A 14596-nucleotide genomic window follows, 5' to 3' on the forward strand; every position below is an offset into this window, starting at 1 on the left:
GGTGGATGTAAAAAGCGACCTCCACTCACAGTGAGCCAAGGTGAACCATGCATGAATTGATACTCGGCGGTGCACGGTCTGGCAAAAGTCGTTTGGCAGAGCGCCTGGCGGCTGAATCCGGCTTGGCCGTGACCTATATCGCCACCAGTCAGCCGTTGGACGGCGAGATGAATGCCCGTATTCAGCATCACCGCGAGCGCCGCCCGCTGCATTGGGGGTTGGTGGAAGAGCCTCTGGCCCTGGCGCAGGTGCTGCGTGAACAAGCCGCTGCGGATAAGTGCTTGCTGGTTGATTGCCTGACCCTGTGGCTGACCAACTTGTTAATGCTCGATGACTTGTCGCGCCTAAGCGCCGAGCGTGAGGCCTTGCTGGAGTGCCTGAGTGGTTTGCCGGGGCGGATTATTCTGGTGAGCAATGAAACCGGTCTGGGTGTGGTGCCGCTGGGCGAGCTGACCCGCCGTTTTGTCGATGAAGCCGGCTGGCTGCATCAGTCATTGGCCGAGCGTTGTGAGCGTGTGGTGTTTACCGTGGCGGGTTTGCCGATGGTTCTTAAAGGGGGAGCGTTATGACTGAGCAATGGTGGCAGCAGAGCTGTCAGGCGCTGGATAGTGCGGCGCGCAGCAACGCTCAAGCGCGCCAGCAACAGCTGACCAAACCCGCAGGCTCGCTCGGCCAGCTGGAGCAGCTGGCCATTGACTTGGCGGCCATGCAGGGAAGCGCTAGGCCGCAGCTTGAGCGGCTGTGGATCAGCATTTTTGCCGGTGACCATGGTGTGGTCGCCGAGGGCATATCGGCGTTCCCCCAGGCCGTGACCGGGCAAATGTTGCGCAACTTTGTTAGCGGCGGCGCGGCGATCAGCGTATTGGCCAAGCAGCTCGGCGCGACGCTGGACGTGATCGACCTCGGCACTGCCGTCGCAGTGGAGCCGCTGCGCGGTGTGCGTCATCTACATATCGGTGAGGGCACAGCGAACTTCGCCCAAGGCCCGGCGATGACTGCCGTGCAGATGCTGATGGCCCTGGATGTCGGCCAAGCCAGTGTGCAGCGCGCCCGTGAAGCCGGCAGCCAGCTGTTTATCGGCGGCGAGATGGGCATCGGCAATACCACGGCGGCCACGGCCATGGCTTGCCTGCTGTTGGAATGCCCTGCGGTGGACCTGGTCGGCCCAGGCACTGGCCTGGACCGCGCAGGTGTGGCGCACAAAGCCGAGGTCATCGAGCTCGCGCTGGAGCTGCATCGCCCGGCGATCAGCGAGCCCATCGATATTCTGCAGCGCCTGGGCGGTTTCGAGATAGCAGCCCTCAGTGGCGCTTATCTGGCCTGTGCGCAGCAGGGGATTACGGTCCTGGTCGATGGTTTTATCTGCAGCGTTGCCGCGTTGTTGGCCGTGCGTCTGAATCCGGCTTGTCGTGACTGGCTGTTGTTTGCCCACAGCGGTGCTGAACCGGGCCATCAGCGTGTGCTCAAGGCGCTGCAGGCCGAGCCGCTGCTTGACCTGGGCCTGCGTTTGGGTGAGGGCAGTGGTGCTGCCCTGGCCGTACCGCTGCTGCAACTGGCCTGCAGCCTGCACAACGAGATGGCCACCTTTGCCGAGGCGGCTGTAGCCGATCGGCCGCTATGACGGTCTATCTGGAATTACTGCGCCACGGTGAAACCGAGCTCGGTGGCGGCCTGCGCGGTAGCCTCGACGATGCGCTGACCGAAACAGGCTGGGCGCAGCTGCGCGCAGCGGTCGCCGACGGCAGCCGTTGGGATCGGCTGATCAGCTCACCCTTGCAGCGCTGCGCACGGTTTGCTGAAGAGCTGGCGGCACAACATTGCGTGCCACTGAGCCTGGAGCCTGATCTGCAAGAGCTGCATTTTGGCCTGTGGGAAGGTTGCAATACGGCCGACCTGATGCAAACCAGCGCTGCAGAGCTTGGCCGTTTCTGGAGCGATCCCTACGGCTTTACTCCGCCCGAGGGCGAGCCGCTGGTAGCGTTTGAAGCGCGAATACTGGCTGCGTTACAACGCTTGCAAGCCCGTCATGCCGGCGAGCGTTTGCTGCTGGTCACCCATGGTGGGGTGATCCGTCTGCTATTGGCGCGCGCACGCGGCTTGCCGCGTAACGATCTGCTGCAGGTGGTGGTCGGTCATGCCGAGCGCTTTAAGCTGTGCCTGGATCATCAAGGTGTACTGCGGGAGATGGTATGACGCCTTGGTGGATTGCCCTGCAGTTCCTCACCCGGCTGCCGGTGACCTTAGCCGGCATGCCGACACCTGAGCAGAATGGCCGCTCGCTGCTGTTTTATCCGCTGGTAGGGCTGTTGATCGGCGTGCTGCTGCTCGCCGCACAGTTTCTGTTGAGTGAGGTCGCTGTGCTGTTGCAATCGGCGCTGCTGCTGGCGTTGTGGGTCGGTATCAGCGGCGGGCTGCACCTCGATGGCCTGGCCGACAGTGCCGATGCCTGGGTGGGCGGCTTGGGTGATAAGGAACGCACCCTCAGCATCATGAAAGACCCTCGCAGTGGCCCCATTGCGGTGGTGGTGCTGGTTTTACTGCTGCTGCTCAAGTTCGCGGCCTTGGTGGTTTTGCTGGAGAACGGCAGCGGGCTGTTGCTGCTGTTAGTGCCTTGGCTGGCGCGTAGCCTATTGCCGCTGCTGTTTCTCACCACGCCTTATGTGCGTGCGGGGGGGCTGGGGCAAGCGCTCGCTGAACACCTGCCGCGCCGGCAGCTGCCCTGGGTGTTAGCCGCGCATGTGTTGGCAATGCTGCTGCTGGGCTGGGCGGCGTTGCTTGCGCTGCTGGTGGCGGGCAGCGTTTTCCTCTGGTTGCGTGGCCTGATGCTTAAACGCCTGGGCGGCACCACGGGAGATACCGCCGGTGCGCTGCTGGAGTTGGCCGAATGCGCGGTGCTGGTTGCCTTGGCCTGCTAGCCCTGGCGCTGACGCTGTGACCCTTGCCGCGCACCGCGAGTAGCCGATAGTCGTCTTGCTTGGCGCGCGGCCAAGGCTCAACCTGGCGGGGGATGATCAAGCGGTAGAACGTGTTAAAGGGAGTTTGGATGAAGACAATCGGGCGCAGCAGCCTGTGGATTCTGCTGGGGGCATCGCTGATTCTCGCGCTGTCGCTGGGTATCCGTCACGGCTTTGGTTTGTTCTTGCCGCCGATGAGCGCCGAGTTCGGTTGGGGGCGTGAAGTGTTCGCCTTCGCCATCGCCTTGCAGAATCTGATCTGGGGCCTGACTCAGCCATTTACCGGTGCGCTGGCTGATCGCTTCGGCGCCCGCAGCACGGTGATTGTCGGCGGCATTCTGTATGCCATCGGCCTAGGTTGCATGGGCTTGGCCGATTCGCCACTGAGCCTGTCGCTGAGTGCTGGGGTTTTAATCGGTCTCGGATTGTCCGGTACTTCATTCTCGGTGATTCTCGGTGCGGTAGGCCGCGCGGTGCCGATGGAAAAACGCAGCATGGCCATGGGCATTGCGGCAGCGGCAGGGTCCTTCGGTCAGTTCGTTATGTTGCCCGGCACGCTGGGGTTGCTCAGCTGGCTGGGCTGGTCGTTGGCGTTGCTGGCACTGGGCTTTCTGGTGGCATTTATCCTGCCGTTGGCAGCCATGCTCAAGGACACCCCGTTAGCACATACCGGCCCGGAGCAAACCCTGACGCAGGCGCTGCGAGAAGCCTGCGGGCACTCGGGGTTCTGGCTGTTGGGCTTGGGCTTTTTTGTTTGCGGTTTTCAGGTGGTGTTTATTGGCGTGCACCTGCCAGCCTATCTGGTCGATCAACATCTACCGGCCCTAGTAGGCACCACGGTTTTGGCACTGGTGGGGCTGTTTAATATTTTCGGCACCTACATTGCTGGCTTGCTGGGAGGGCGAATGTCCAAACCGCGACTGCTCAGCGCTTTATACCTGGCCCGTGCAGTGGTGATTGCGGCATTTATCCTGACCCCTCTGACGGTCTGGAGTGCTTACGCTTTCGGTGTCGCCATGGGCTTGCTGTGGCTGTCAACGGTGCCGCTGACCAATGGCACGGTGGCTACGCTGTTTGGGGTGCGTAACCTGTCGATGCTGGGCGGTATCGTGTTTCTCTTCCATCAGCTCGGCGCTTTTCTCGGCGGCTGGATGGGCGGCTACCTGTATGACCAAACCGGCAGTTATGATCGGGTCTGGCAGATTGCCGTGCTGCTCAGCCTGCTGGCCGCGGCGCTGAATTGGCCCGTGCGTGAACAGCCGGTGGCACGCTTGCAACAACAAGAGGCGAGGGTATGAATACGGACTATGGCGTGAGTACTGCGTTGGTAATGGTCGGTATGCTGCTCCTGGGCCTGGCCTGGTGGGGCTGGCTGCAAAGCGGCTTGGCGTTTCTACAGCTGGGTTTGGGTGTGTGCTAACGCGCAGCTCGGTTTTGCTTACTCAATCAAGGTGATTCCTATGTGGCGTTCTTCTCTGCTGGTTGTTGTGATGCTGGGTGCCTGGGCGGGTTCGGTGCAGGCCGCTGAGTGCCCGGCGCTGTTGCAAGGCGAGTTGCAGAAACTGCGCAGCCAGGAGCGTATCGACCTGTGCAAAACGTTCGCGGGCAAGCCGCTCGTCGTGGTGAATACAGCCAGCTTCTGCGGCTTTACCCCGCAGTTCAAAGGCCTTGAAGCGCTTTATCAGCGCTATAAGGATCAGGGCCTGCAGGTGCTCGGTGTGCCTTCGGATGATTTTCGCCAAGAGGCCGACAGCAGCGAAGAAACTGCCAAGGTGTGCTACGTCAATTACGGCGTGACCTTTGCGATGACTGAGACCCAGCATGTCAGTGGCGCCAATGCAGTGCCGTTGTTCAAGATGTTGGCCGCTCAAAGCGAAGCGCCACGCTGGAACTTTTCCAAGTACGTTGTCGATGCACAAGGCCAGGTCGTAGCCAGCTTCACCAGCACGACCACACCTGATGATCCGGCACTGCTAGCCGCTGTTGAGCAGGCGATAGCCTCACAGCGTTGATTACGCCACCTGGTTCATAAGTCCGCCGTAAATCCATACCGCTGCGCTCAAGGGCGCGTCTGTTGCGACGCGCTCAGCTGGTGTTCTTCACCGGCGTAATAGGTACGCACGCGTGGGTCCATAACGGCACGCCACAATGGCGGGAACAGCGCTAGAACGATCATGCCGGCATAGCCGTTGGGCAACTGCGGACTGTCGTCGAAATGGCGCAGCACCTGGTAGCGGCGCTTGGCATATGCGTGGTGGTCAGAATGGCGCTGCAGGTGAAAGAGAAACAGGTTGGTCAGGAGGAAGTTGCTGTTCCATGAATGCGTAGGGTTGGTGCGCTCGTAGCGGCCATCGTCAAGCTTGCGTCGATGTAAGCCGTAATGTTCCACATAGTTGACGATTTCCAGCAGGGTAAACGCGACAAATGATTGGCCGAGAAAGAACAGCGCGCCGAGCCAGCCAAACGCCAAGCTGAAGCCAAGCAAAAATGTGGCGCTGATGCTGTACCAGGCAATCAGTTCATTACGCCAATGCAGGGCGGGCAGGTTTTTGCGTTGCAACCGCTGCGCTTCAAGCTTCCAGGCGTTAAGAAAGTTGTGCAGATATGCGTGCGGCAAAAAAGCATAAAGGCCCTGGCCATAGCGGGAGGAGCTGGCATCTTGTGGCGTCGATACATGGACGTGATGGCCGCGTACATGCTCAATCTTGAAGCCGCCATAGCAGACGGCGGCCAGCATCAAACCGCCGGCATTTTGTTCCAGCTGCGGGTCTTTATGTATCAACTCATGGGCTACGGTGATGCCTATCGAGCCCGTAACGGTGCCAACCGACAGTAACCAGCCCAAGCGGCCCACCCAGTTCCAGGCTTCGTGGTTTACAAATACCCAGCCGGCCCAGCCCAGCATGCCGAGAAGGGCGGGCACAGCGGCCAGGCTCAACAAGCGGTAGTAAGCCTGTTGTTCCATGCGTGGCACCTGCACGGCCTCGTCAGGGTTAGCTGGATCTCGGCCGATGACAACGTCCAGCAGCGGAATGATCCCGAACACCACAAACACCACCAGCCACGGCCAGGCGTTGCTGTAATGGCTGTTTAGCGACGCGTTATAGCTCATGGGGATACCCAATACGGGGATCAACCAAAACCAGTAGCCGATGCTTTTTATGGCAAGCATCCAATTGGAGGGCAGGCGCTCGAACATGGTGGCTCCGGTTTGTGTTTACTGGTAGGAATGATTGACTGATTGTAGGACAATAATCCGCAATGTCTACGCCTTTGCAGGCCACTTATTGTGCTGAAAGCCATGTTCAGCCAGTCTTTGCCCTGCCAGGCCCTGTGATACACTCGCGCCCCGCGCAGCAGCCCACAGCGCCCGCCTAGCGGGGCTGAAACCGCTTTATGCCAACCTCGTTTGCCTACCTAATTAGGTTACATAGCGCCTAAGGATCATCATGACGTTCAAGGCACCGGATAGCCTCGCTGAGCAGATCGCCCACTACCTTGCTGAACGCATCATTCGTGGTGAGTTAAAGGCGTGCGAGCGGATTCAGGAGCAAAAAGTTACCCAGGCGTTAAATGTCAGCCGCGGTTCAGTGCGTGAGGCGTTGTTGATTCTTGAGCGTCGCCATTTGATCGTGATTCCGCCGCGCCGTGGCGCGCAGGTGGCCGAGCTCACGCCGCACAACGTTACCAGCCTCTATGCCCTGGTGATGGAGCTGTACATCCTGCTGGGCAAGGCGGTGGCTGATAGCTGGCACGATGAGGCGGATCTCGGGCCGTTCCTAGTTATTCAGCAGCGTTTGCAAGAAAGCCTGCAGCGCGAGGATATCCACGGCTTCGTACAGGCCAGTTTCGATATCATGCGTGCCGCCTTTCCGTTCGCCAATAATCCTTATTTGCAGGACACCGTAGAGAACCTGCTCCCGGCCATCAGCCGCACGTATCACTTGGCGTTGGAGCGGCGCAAAGGTGAGATGGTCCAGTTTCTGAGTACCTTTGCAGCCTTGCTGCAGGCCATCATCGCCCGTGACCACCAGGCCATCCGTGAGGTGTTGCTGGGCTACGGCGAGCACAATTGTCAGCTGGTGCTGGCTGCACTGGCCGAGGCCTAAGGGAACGCTGCATGCGGCTTAAGTGCATCAAGCTCGCGGGGTTTAAATCCTTCGTCGATCCCACCACGGTCACCTTCCCCAGCAATATGGCGGCAGTGGTTGGGCCTAACGGCTGCGGCAAGTCGAACATCATCGACGCCGTGCGTTGGGTGATGGGCGAGAGTTCGGCGAAGAACCTGCGTGGCGAGTCGATGACCGACGTCATCTTCAACGGCTCGAATACGCGCAAGCCGGTGACTCAGGCGTCCATCGAGCTGATATTCGACAACTCCGACGGCACCCTGACCGGCGAATACGCTGGCTACAACGAAATTTCGATCCGCCGCCGGGTCACCCGTGACAGCCAGAACACCTATTTCCTTAACGGCACCAAATGCCGCCGCCGTGACATCACCGACATCTTCCTCGGCACTGGCCTGGGCCCGCGCAGTTACTCGATTATCGAGCAGGGCATGATCAGCAAATTGATCGAAGCCAAGCCGGAAGACCTGCGTAACTTTATCGAAGAAGCCGCCGGCATCTCCAAGTACAAGGAGCGCCGCCGCGAGACCGAAAACCGCATCCGCCGCACCCATGAAAACCTGGCGCGCCTGACCGACCTGCGCGAAGAGCTGGAGCGCCAGCTCGACCGCTTGCACCGCCAGGCTCAGTCGGCGGAGAAGTACCAGGAATACAAGGCCGAGGAGCGTCAGCTCAAGGCTCAGCTCACTGCCTTGCGCTGGCAGGCGCTGAATGAGCAGGTGGGTAGCCGCGAAGCGGTGATCAGCAATCAGGAAGTCAGCTTCGAAGCGCTTGTGGCCGAGCAACGTAATGCCGATGCCAGTATCGAGCGCCTGCGCGATGGCCACCATGAGCTGAGCGAGCGTTTCAACTTGGTGCAGGGGCGTTTCTACTCGGTGGGTGGTGATATCGCCCGCATCGAGCAGAGCATCCAACACGGTCAGCAGCGCCTGCGTCAGCTACAGGATGACTTCAACGAAGCCGAGCGCGCGCGCCTGGAAACCGAATCGCACCTTGGCCACGACCGCACGCTGCTGGCGACCCTGGGTGAAGAACTGGCCATGCTTGAACCCGAGCAGGAAATGACAGCTGCGGCAGCCGAAGAGTCCGCCGCCTGGCTGGAAGAATCCGAAACGGCGATGCAGGGCTGGCAGGAGCAGTGGGACAGCTTCAACCAGCGCAGTGCCGAACCACGGCGTCAGGCCGAGGTGCAGCAATCACGCATCGCCCAGCTGGAACAGAGTCTGGAGCGCCTGGCCGAGCGTCAGCGCCGTCTTAATGATGAGCTGCAGCAACTGGCCGCCGACCCGGAAGATGCGGCGATTATCGAATTGAGCGAGCAGATTGCCGCCGGCGAAATCAGCCAGGAAGACCTGCAGCTGGAAGAAGAGCAGCAGGCCGAGCGTCTGCAGCAGCTGCGTAATGATCTGCAGCACAGCGGCCAGGCCCAGCAGCAGGCACAAGGCGAGTTGCAACGCCTGAATGGCCGCCTGGCTTCGTTGGAAGCGCTGCAGCAAGCAGCGCTTGACCCTGGTAAAGGCGCTGGCGACTGGTTGCGCGAGCAGCAACTGAGCGAACGCCCGCGCCTGGCTGAAGGCCTGCGGGTTGAAGCCGGCTGGGAACTGGCGGTGGAAACCGTGCTAGGTGCCGACTTGCAGGCTGTGCTGCTGGATGATTTCCAGGGGCTGGATTTTGCCGACCTGACCCAGGGCGACCTGCGTCTGGCCAGCCCGAACAAGGGCGGCGCGCGGGTGGCTGGCAGTTTGCTGGACAAGGTTGAGGCCAGTGTCGATCTGGCCCCCTGGCTGGCCAAGGTCAAGCCAGTGCAGAGCCTGGATGAAGCCCTGGCCGCGCGCTTGAGCCTGGCCGAAGGCGAAAGCCTGATCAGTCGTGATGGCTACTGGGTCGGCCGGCACTTTTTGCGCGTGCGCCGCGCCAGTGAAGCGGAAAGCGGTGTGCTGGCCCGTGGTCAGGAGATCGAGCGGCTGAGCATTGAGCGCGATGAGCGCGAAGCGGCGCTGGCTGTGCTGGATGAGCGGTTAACGCATTTGCGTGAAAACCAGCGCGCTCAGGAAGAACAACGCGAGCAGCAGCGCCGCCAAGCGCAGGACCTTGCCCGTCGCCTTGGTGAGTTGAAGGCTCAGCTGTCTGCCGGCCAGGCTAAAGTCGAGCAGCTGATACTGCGGCGTACCCGCCTGGACAGCGAGCTGCTGGAGTTGGGCGAACAACGCGAAATCGAGCATGAGCAGCTGGGTGAGTCGCGTCTGCAACTGCAGGATGCTCTGGATGCCATGGCGACCGACAACGAGCAACGCGAAAGCCTGCTGGCCCGCCGCGACAGCCTGCGTGAACGCCTCGATCGCGTGCGCCAGGAAGCCCGCCAGCACAAGGATCATGCCCACCAGTTGGCAGTGCGTCTGGGTTCGCTGAAAGCCCAATATGACTCCACTCGCCAGGCCCTGGAACGCCTGGAACTGCAGGCCGAGCGTCTGCATGAGAAACGCGAGCAGCTCAACCTCAATCTGGAGGAGGGCGAAGCGCCACTGGAAGAGCTGCGCATGAAGCTCGAAGAACAGCTCGACAAGCGCATGGCGGTGGAAGACGAACTCAAGCTGGCGCGTCTGGCCTTGGAAGATGCCGACCGCGAACTGCGTGACGCAGAAAAACGCCGTACCCAGGCCGAGCAGCAGGCACAGTTGTTGCGCGGCCAGCTGGAACAACAGCGTATGGACTGGCAGTCGCTGACCGTGCGGCGCAAGGCGTTGCAGGATCAGCTACTGGAAGACAATTACGATTTGCATGGCGTTTTAGCGACCTTACCTGCAGAGGCCAACGAGAAGGCTTGGGAAGATGAGCTGGAGCGCCTGGCTGCTCGTATCCAGCGCCTGGGGCCGATCAACCTAGCAGCCATTGACGAGTACCAGCAGCAATCCGAGCGTAAGCGTTACTTAGATGCGCAAAACGCTGACTTGGTAGAGGCGCTGGATACCTTGGAAAACGTGATTCGCAAGATCGACAAGGAAACCCGCAATCGCTTCAAAGAAACTTTCGATCAGATTAACGGTGGCCTACAAGCGCTATTCCCGAAAGTCTTCGGTGGCGGCAACGCTTATCTGGAACTGACCGGTGAAGACTTGCTGGATACCGGCGTAACCATTATGGCGCGTCCGCCGGGCAAGAAAAACAGCACTATTCATTTGCTCTCTGGTGGGGAAAAGGCGCTGACGGCATTGGCCCTGGTATTTGCCATCTTTAAGCTCAACCCTGCTCCGTTTTGCATGCTCGATGAGGTGGATGCACCGCTGGATGACGCCAACGTCGGGCGCTATGCGCGGCTGGTAAAAGAGATGTCGGAAACGGTGCAATTTATCTATATCACCCACAATAAAATCGCCATGGAAATGGCCGATCAGTTGATGGGCGTGACCATGCATGAACCCGGATGTTCGCGTTTGGTAGCAGTGGATGTAGAAGAAGCGCTGACGTTAGTGGAGTCGTGATGCGTGAGGCGGTGTAAAGTTATCTTTCGTCGTGCTAGCTTAATGCGCATCGTTATTGGGTGTGACCGCTAAAGGCAGGGAAAGGCCTGTCGGAACATAGACTTGGCGTGGTTAATAGAATTAGTAAAATGGCCTAGGATGGCCTTTTCATCACATTTTTATTTTAGGGGTTAAGGTATTTCATGGAATTCGGTCTGCGCGAATGGCTGATAGTCATCGGCATTATTGTGATTGCTGGCATTCTATTTGATGGCTGGCGGCGGATGCGCGGTGGTAAGGGCAAGCTTAAGTTCAAACTTGATCGCAGTTTCGCCAACCTGCCGGATGACGACAGCGCGCCTGAATTGCTCAGTCGTCCCCGGGTTGTTGATCGCGATCATGATCCGGCTTTCGATGAACAAGACCTGCCGTCGTTAAGCGCTCGTGAGTTGACGCGTCGTAGCAGTGAACCGCATCAAGGTGACCTTAATCTGGGCCAAGAAGAGCCTGTGCCAACTCTGCTCAATCCGGTTGGTGATGAGCCGGTTAAAGCCTATAACCCAGACAAAGAAAGCCTCAAAGAATTGCCGCCAGTGGAAGAAGTATTGGTGATCAATGTCATCGCCCGTGATGAAGAAGGCTTCAAGGGTCCGGCGTTATTACAGAATATTTTGGAAAGCGGTTTGCGTTTTGGTGAGATGGACATTTTCCACCGCCACGAAAGCATGGCGGGTAATGGCGAAGTGCTGTTCTCCATGGCCAATGCGTTGAAACCTGGCACCTTTGATCTCGACGATATTGAAGGTTTCAGCACCCGCGCCGTGAGCTTCTTCCTGGGGTTACCTGGCCCGCGTCATCCCAAACAAGCTTTTGATGTGATGGTGGCGGCTGCACGCAAACTGGCCCATGAACTGGGTGGTGAGTTGAAAGATGACCAGCGTAGCGTGATGACCGCGCAAACCATCGAGCATTATCGTCAGCGCATTGTTGAATATGAGCGCAAGCAACTGACCAATAAACGCTGAATTAACCCGTGAAGTAGAAAGAGCAGCCAAGGCTGCTCTTTTCGTTTGAGAGCACACTGCAATGACTGACGCCACTATTGCCGCCCAGCGCATTTTGCAACTGCGCGCCGAGCTGGATGGACATAACTACCGCTATCACGTTCTCGATGAGCCGAGTATTCCTGACGCCGAATATGACCGTCTGTTTCATGAACTGAAAGCCCTTGAGGCGCAGTATCCGGCGCTGGTCACCGCCGATTCCCCCACCCAGCGTGTGGGCAGCCTGGCGCTTTCAGCTTTTGGCGAGATCAAGCACGAAGTGCCGATGCTCAGTCTGGGTAATGCTTTCGAAGAAGCTGATTTGTTGGATTTCGACCGGCGCGTGCGTGAGGGGCTTGATCTACCTGCGGGCGATTTGTTTGGCGGCGGTGCTGAGGTCGAGTACAGCTGCGAGCCCAAGCTTGATGGCTTGGCTGTCAGCCTGTTGTACCGCGATGGTTTGCTGGTGCGCGGCGCGACTCGCGGGGACGGCAGCACCGGTGAGGACATCAGTGTCAACGTGCGCACCATCCGTAATGTGCCGTTAAAACTGCAGGGTGATGGCTGGCCAGCCGTACTTGAAGTGCGGGGCGAAGTCTTTATGTCCAAGGCCGGTTTTGAAGCGCTGAATGCGCGGCAGTTGGAGCAGGGCGGCAAAACCTTTGCCAACCCGCGCAATGCCGCTGCGGGCAGCCTGCGTCAGCTGGATTCGAAAATTACTGCCAGCCGACCGCTGGAGTTCTGCTGCTATGGCATCGGCCAGGTGCAGGGCGAGTTACCGCAGACGCATATCGGCATTCTTGAAGCCTTGAAGCATTGGGGGATGCCGATCAGTCGTGAATTGAAGCGGGCTAACGGAGTGGATGAATGCCTGGCGTATTACCGCGATATTGGCGAGCGCCGTGATTCACTGGCCTATGAGATTGATGGGGTGGTGTTCAAGGTCAACAACCTCGCCTATCAGCGTGAGCTGGGGTTTAGGGCCCGCGAGCCGCGTTGGGCGATTGCCCACAAATTCCCCGCGCTGGAAGAATTGACCGAACTGCTGGATGTGGAGTTTCAGGTGGGCCGCACCGGTGCGGTCACCCCGGTAGCGCGCTTGAAGCCGGTTAAGGTAGCGGGCGTTACGGTGTCCAATGCCACGCTGCACAACATGGATGAAGTGGCTCGCCTGGGGGTGATGATCGGCGATACGGTAGTCATCCGCCGCGCGGGCGATGTGATTCCGCAGGTAGTGCAAGTGGTGCTTGAGCGCCGCTCAGTGGATGCCAAGCCTGTGCAGATTCCCGAGCGCTGCCCGGTGTGCGGCTCCCACGTTGAACGCACCCAATTGGTCAAACGCAGCAAGGGCAAGGAAACCTTCAGTGCAGGCTCGGTGTATCGCTGTGTGGGTCGCTTGGCCTGCGCGGCGCAGCTCAAGCAGGCAATCATCCACTTTGTTTCGCGCCGCGCCATGGATATTGAAGGCTTGGGCGACAAGACGATTGAGCAGCTGGTTGATGAGCAGCTAATTGCCTCACCGGCCGATCTCTATAGGCTGACCTACGAGCAGGTCATCAACCTGGAAGGCTTTGCCGAGGTGTCCAGCAACAAGCTGCTGCAGGCCATCGCTAACAGCAAGCAGCCGACCCTGGCGCGCTTTATCTACGCCCTCGGTATACCCGATGTAGGGGAAGAGACCGCCAAGGTGCTGGCCCGCTCGTTGGCCTCCCTAGAGCGCGTGCAACAAGCCCTGCCGGAAGTGCTGACTTATCTACCGGATATCGGCTTGGAAGTGGCGCACGAGATTCACAGCTTCTTCGCAGACAGCCATAACCAACAGGTGATAGCGGCCTTACTGAGCGGCGACGAGTGCGGGCTGCAATTACAGGAGCAGGGCGAGCTGAGTGCTGAGTTCAGTGCCAGCGCCACGCTGGCGGGCATGCTCGACAAGCTGCATATCCCCTCTGTTGGGCCTGGCGGTGCGCAAAAGCTGGCGGATAAATTCACCAGCCTGGACGCGATATTGACAGCAGACTGGCTGGACATGCGGCAAACCCTGCCCGAGAAACAAGCCAAGGCGGTGCGTGAGTTTTTCGATAGTGCCGCCAATGCCGAGCGGGCGCGTGCTATTGAGGCTCAGTTGCAAGCCTTTGGCATGCACTGGCACAGCGAAAAGAAAGTTATTGAAGGCCTGCCGCTGGCTGGGCAGACCTGGGTGCTGACCGGCAGCTTGGAGATGATGAGTCGTGATGTCGCCAAAGAGAAACTAGAAAGCCTGGGGGCTAAGGTGGCTGGTTCGGTATCCGCGAAAACCAGCTGCGTGGTAGCGGGCCCAGGCGCTGGCTCAAAACTGGCAAAAGCCAGTGAGCTGGGTCTGCAGGTAATGGATGAGTCGCAGTTTTTACAAACACTGGCAGGCTTTGGCCTTTAACGCGTGGCGACCTGCCCCAAACAGGCTTTAGGGCAGATCCGTAATTGAGTACGCGCTTAGATTGACGGTGAGTCGGTTAAATAGGCTTGCCTAGTGTGCTCAAGCAGGTATCCGCCGCGGTGATCAATCGCCGCGGTACTCACAGCCACTGGTGCAGGTTTCGTGGATACGAATACGTGACAGCTCAGGCAGCAGCGGCTTGAGTTGCTGCCAGATCCACTTGGCTAGCACTTCGCTGGTGGGGTTTTCCAGGCCAGGGATATCGTTCAAGTAGTTGTGGTCAAGTTGCTCATAGAGCGGCTTGAAAATCGCTTTGATCTCAGAGAAATCGCGAATCCAGCCGGTATAGGGATCAACTTCACCTTCGATATACACCGCCACCTTGAAGGAGTGGCCATGCAGACGGCCGCACTTATGGCCTTCAGGGACGTGAGGCAAGCGATGCGCGGCCTCGAACATAAACTCTTTGAACAATTCCACGGTCTTTCTCTCAGGTGGTCGGCGGCCAACAGCGCGCTTAACAAGGAGCGAATGTTACCAGCTCAAGCGCGGTTAACCGAGCGCTGCGCAGAATTGCATCGTGCTTTATGGCTGTTTG

The 14596-nt window shown here is 59.2% G+C and carries 13 protein-coding genes; 11 read left to right on the forward strand and 2 right to left on the reverse strand.

Features of this window, described 5'->3' with window-relative positions:
* Positions 1 to 47 precede the first annotated feature (47 nt).
* From cobU to AC0J6G_RS06940, 7 genes are all read left to right on the forward strand, one after another.
* Entirely contained in the window at positions 48 to 569 is a 522-nt protein-coding gene (gene cobU / locus AC0J6G_RS06910) for a bifunctional adenosylcobinamide kinase/adenosylcobinamide-phosphate guanylyltransferase (RefSeq protein ID WP_475252519.1), read from the forward strand.
* Complete coding sequence (gene cobT / locus AC0J6G_RS06915) at positions 566 to 1621, forward strand: nicotinate-nucleotide--dimethylbenzimidazole phosphoribosyltransferase (RefSeq protein ID WP_475252521.1); 1056 nt, start codon at positions 566 to 568, stop codon at positions 1619 to 1621. Before cobU ends, cobT begins: the two co-directional genes overlap by 4 nt.
* Positions 1618 to 2193, forward strand: a complete 576-nt coding sequence (cobC, locus tag AC0J6G_RS06920) for an alpha-ribazole phosphatase family protein (protein WP_475252523.1) — start codon at positions 1618 to 1620, stop codon at positions 2191 to 2193. The genes cobT and cobC overlap by 4 nt, the downstream gene beginning before the upstream one ends.
* Positions 2190 to 2915, forward strand: coding sequence for an adenosylcobinamide-GDP ribazoletransferase (locus AC0J6G_RS06925; RefSeq protein WP_475252525.1), 726 nt, complete (start codon positions 2190 to 2192; stop codon positions 2913 to 2915). Before cobC ends, AC0J6G_RS06925 begins: the two co-directional genes overlap by 4 nt.
* Before the next feature lie 128 nt (positions 2916 to 3043).
* On the forward strand, positions 3044 to 4252 hold the full coding sequence (locus tag AC0J6G_RS06930; protein ID WP_475252527.1) for an MFS transporter: 1209 nt from the start codon (positions 3044 to 3046) through the stop codon (positions 4250 to 4252).
* Entirely contained in the window at positions 4249 to 4374 is a 126-nt protein-coding gene (locus AC0J6G_RS06935; RefSeq protein ID WP_475252529.1) for a hypothetical protein, read from the forward strand. The genes AC0J6G_RS06930 and AC0J6G_RS06935 overlap by 4 nt, the downstream gene beginning before the upstream one ends.
* 40 nt (positions 4375 to 4414) lie before the next feature.
* Entirely contained in the window at positions 4415 to 4966 is a 552-nt protein-coding gene (locus tag AC0J6G_RS06940; protein WP_475252531.1) for a glutathione peroxidase, read from the forward strand.
* Positions 4967 to 5013: 47 nt separating this feature from the next.
* On the opposite strand, the gene AC0J6G_RS06945 is transcribed toward AC0J6G_RS06940, so the two are convergent.
* Positions 5014 to 6153 (reverse strand): alkane 1-monooxygenase, encoded by a 1140-nt coding sequence (locus tag AC0J6G_RS06945; RefSeq protein WP_475252533.1) that lies wholly within the window; start codon positions 6151 to 6153, stop codon positions 5014 to 5016.
* 250 nt (positions 6154 to 6403) lie between these two features.
* Here AC0J6G_RS06945 and AC0J6G_RS06950 point away from each other — a divergent pair, with 250 nt between their 5' ends.
* The 4 genes from AC0J6G_RS06950 to ligA all read left to right on the forward strand — a co-directional run bounded on the left by AC0J6G_RS06950 (position 6404) and on the right by ligA (position 13998).
* Positions 6404 to 7063 carry a GntR family transcriptional regulator gene (locus tag AC0J6G_RS06950; protein WP_475252535.1) on the forward strand — a complete coding sequence of 220 codons (660 nt, stop codon included), beginning with the start codon at positions 6404 to 6406 and terminating at the stop codon, positions 7061 to 7063.
* A gap of 11 nt (positions 7064 to 7074) precedes the next feature.
* Complete coding sequence (gene smc, locus AC0J6G_RS06955; RefSeq protein ID WP_475252537.1) at positions 7075 to 10563, forward strand: chromosome segregation protein SMC; 3489 nt, start codon at positions 7075 to 7077, stop codon at positions 10561 to 10563.
* 182 nt (positions 10564 to 10745) lie between these two features.
* Complete coding sequence (gene zipA / locus AC0J6G_RS06960) at positions 10746 to 11567, forward strand: cell division protein ZipA (protein ID WP_475252539.1); 822 nt, start codon at positions 10746 to 10748, stop codon at positions 11565 to 11567.
* Positions 11568 to 11628: 61 nt separating this feature from the next.
* A complete protein-coding gene (ligA, locus tag AC0J6G_RS06965; protein ID WP_475252541.1) occupies positions 11629 to 13998 on the forward strand; it encodes an NAD-dependent DNA ligase LigA in 2370 nt (789 codons plus the stop codon).
* A gap of 123 nt (positions 13999 to 14121) precedes the next feature.
* On the opposite strand, the gene queD is transcribed toward ligA, so the two are convergent.
* Positions 14122 to 14478: a 6-carboxytetrahydropterin synthase QueD gene (queD, locus tag AC0J6G_RS06970; RefSeq protein ID WP_090241991.1), complete on the reverse strand. Its 357-nt coding sequence runs from the start codon at positions 14476 to 14478 to the stop codon at positions 14122 to 14124.
* Positions 14479 to 14596: the final 118 nt, after the last annotated feature.

Source organism: Pseudomonas sp. TS_SC_3, assembly GCF_056156225.1.

What these genes read in the sequence shown, in the direction of transcription:
- cobT (WP_475252521.1), top strand. Translation starts at nt 566, where the DNA reads ATGACTGAGCAATGGTGGCAGCAGAGCTGTCAGGCGCTGGATAGTGCG.
- zipA (WP_475252539.1), top strand. Translation starts at nt 10,746, where the DNA reads ATGGAATTCGGTCTGCGCGAATGGCTGATAGTCATCGGCATTATTGTG.
- smc (WP_475252537.1), top strand. Translation starts at nt 7,075, where the DNA reads ATGCGGCTTAAGTGCATCAAGCTCGCGGGGTTTAAATCCTTCGTCGAT.
- AC0J6G_RS06935 (WP_475252529.1), top strand. Translation starts at nt 4,249, where the DNA reads ATGAATACGGACTATGGCGTGAGTACTGCGTTGGTAATGGTCGGTATG.
- ligA (WP_475252541.1), top strand. Translation starts at nt 11,629, where the DNA reads ATGACTGACGCCACTATTGCCGCCCAGCGCATTTTGCAACTGCGCGCC.
- cobU (WP_475252519.1), top strand. Translation starts at nt 48, where the DNA reads ATGCATGAATTGATACTCGGCGGTGCACGGTCTGGCAAAAGTCGTTTG.
- AC0J6G_RS06930 (WP_475252527.1), top strand. Translation starts at nt 3,044, where the DNA reads ATGAAGACAATCGGGCGCAGCAGCCTGTGGATTCTGCTGGGGGCATCG.
- cobC (WP_475252523.1), top strand. Translation starts at nt 1,618, where the DNA reads ATGACGGTCTATCTGGAATTACTGCGCCACGGTGAAACCGAGCTCGGT.
- AC0J6G_RS06945 (WP_475252533.1), bottom strand. Translation starts at nt 6,153, where the DNA reads ATGTTCGAGCGCCTGCCCTCCAATTGGATGCTTGCCATAAAAAGCATC.
- AC0J6G_RS06925 (WP_475252525.1), top strand. Translation starts at nt 2,190, where the DNA reads ATGACGCCTTGGTGGATTGCCCTGCAGTTCCTCACCCGGCTGCCGGTG.
- AC0J6G_RS06940 (WP_475252531.1), top strand. Translation starts at nt 4,415, where the DNA reads ATGTGGCGTTCTTCTCTGCTGGTTGTTGTGATGCTGGGTGCCTGGGCG.
- AC0J6G_RS06950 (WP_475252535.1), top strand. Translation starts at nt 6,404, where the DNA reads ATGACGTTCAAGGCACCGGATAGCCTCGCTGAGCAGATCGCCCACTAC.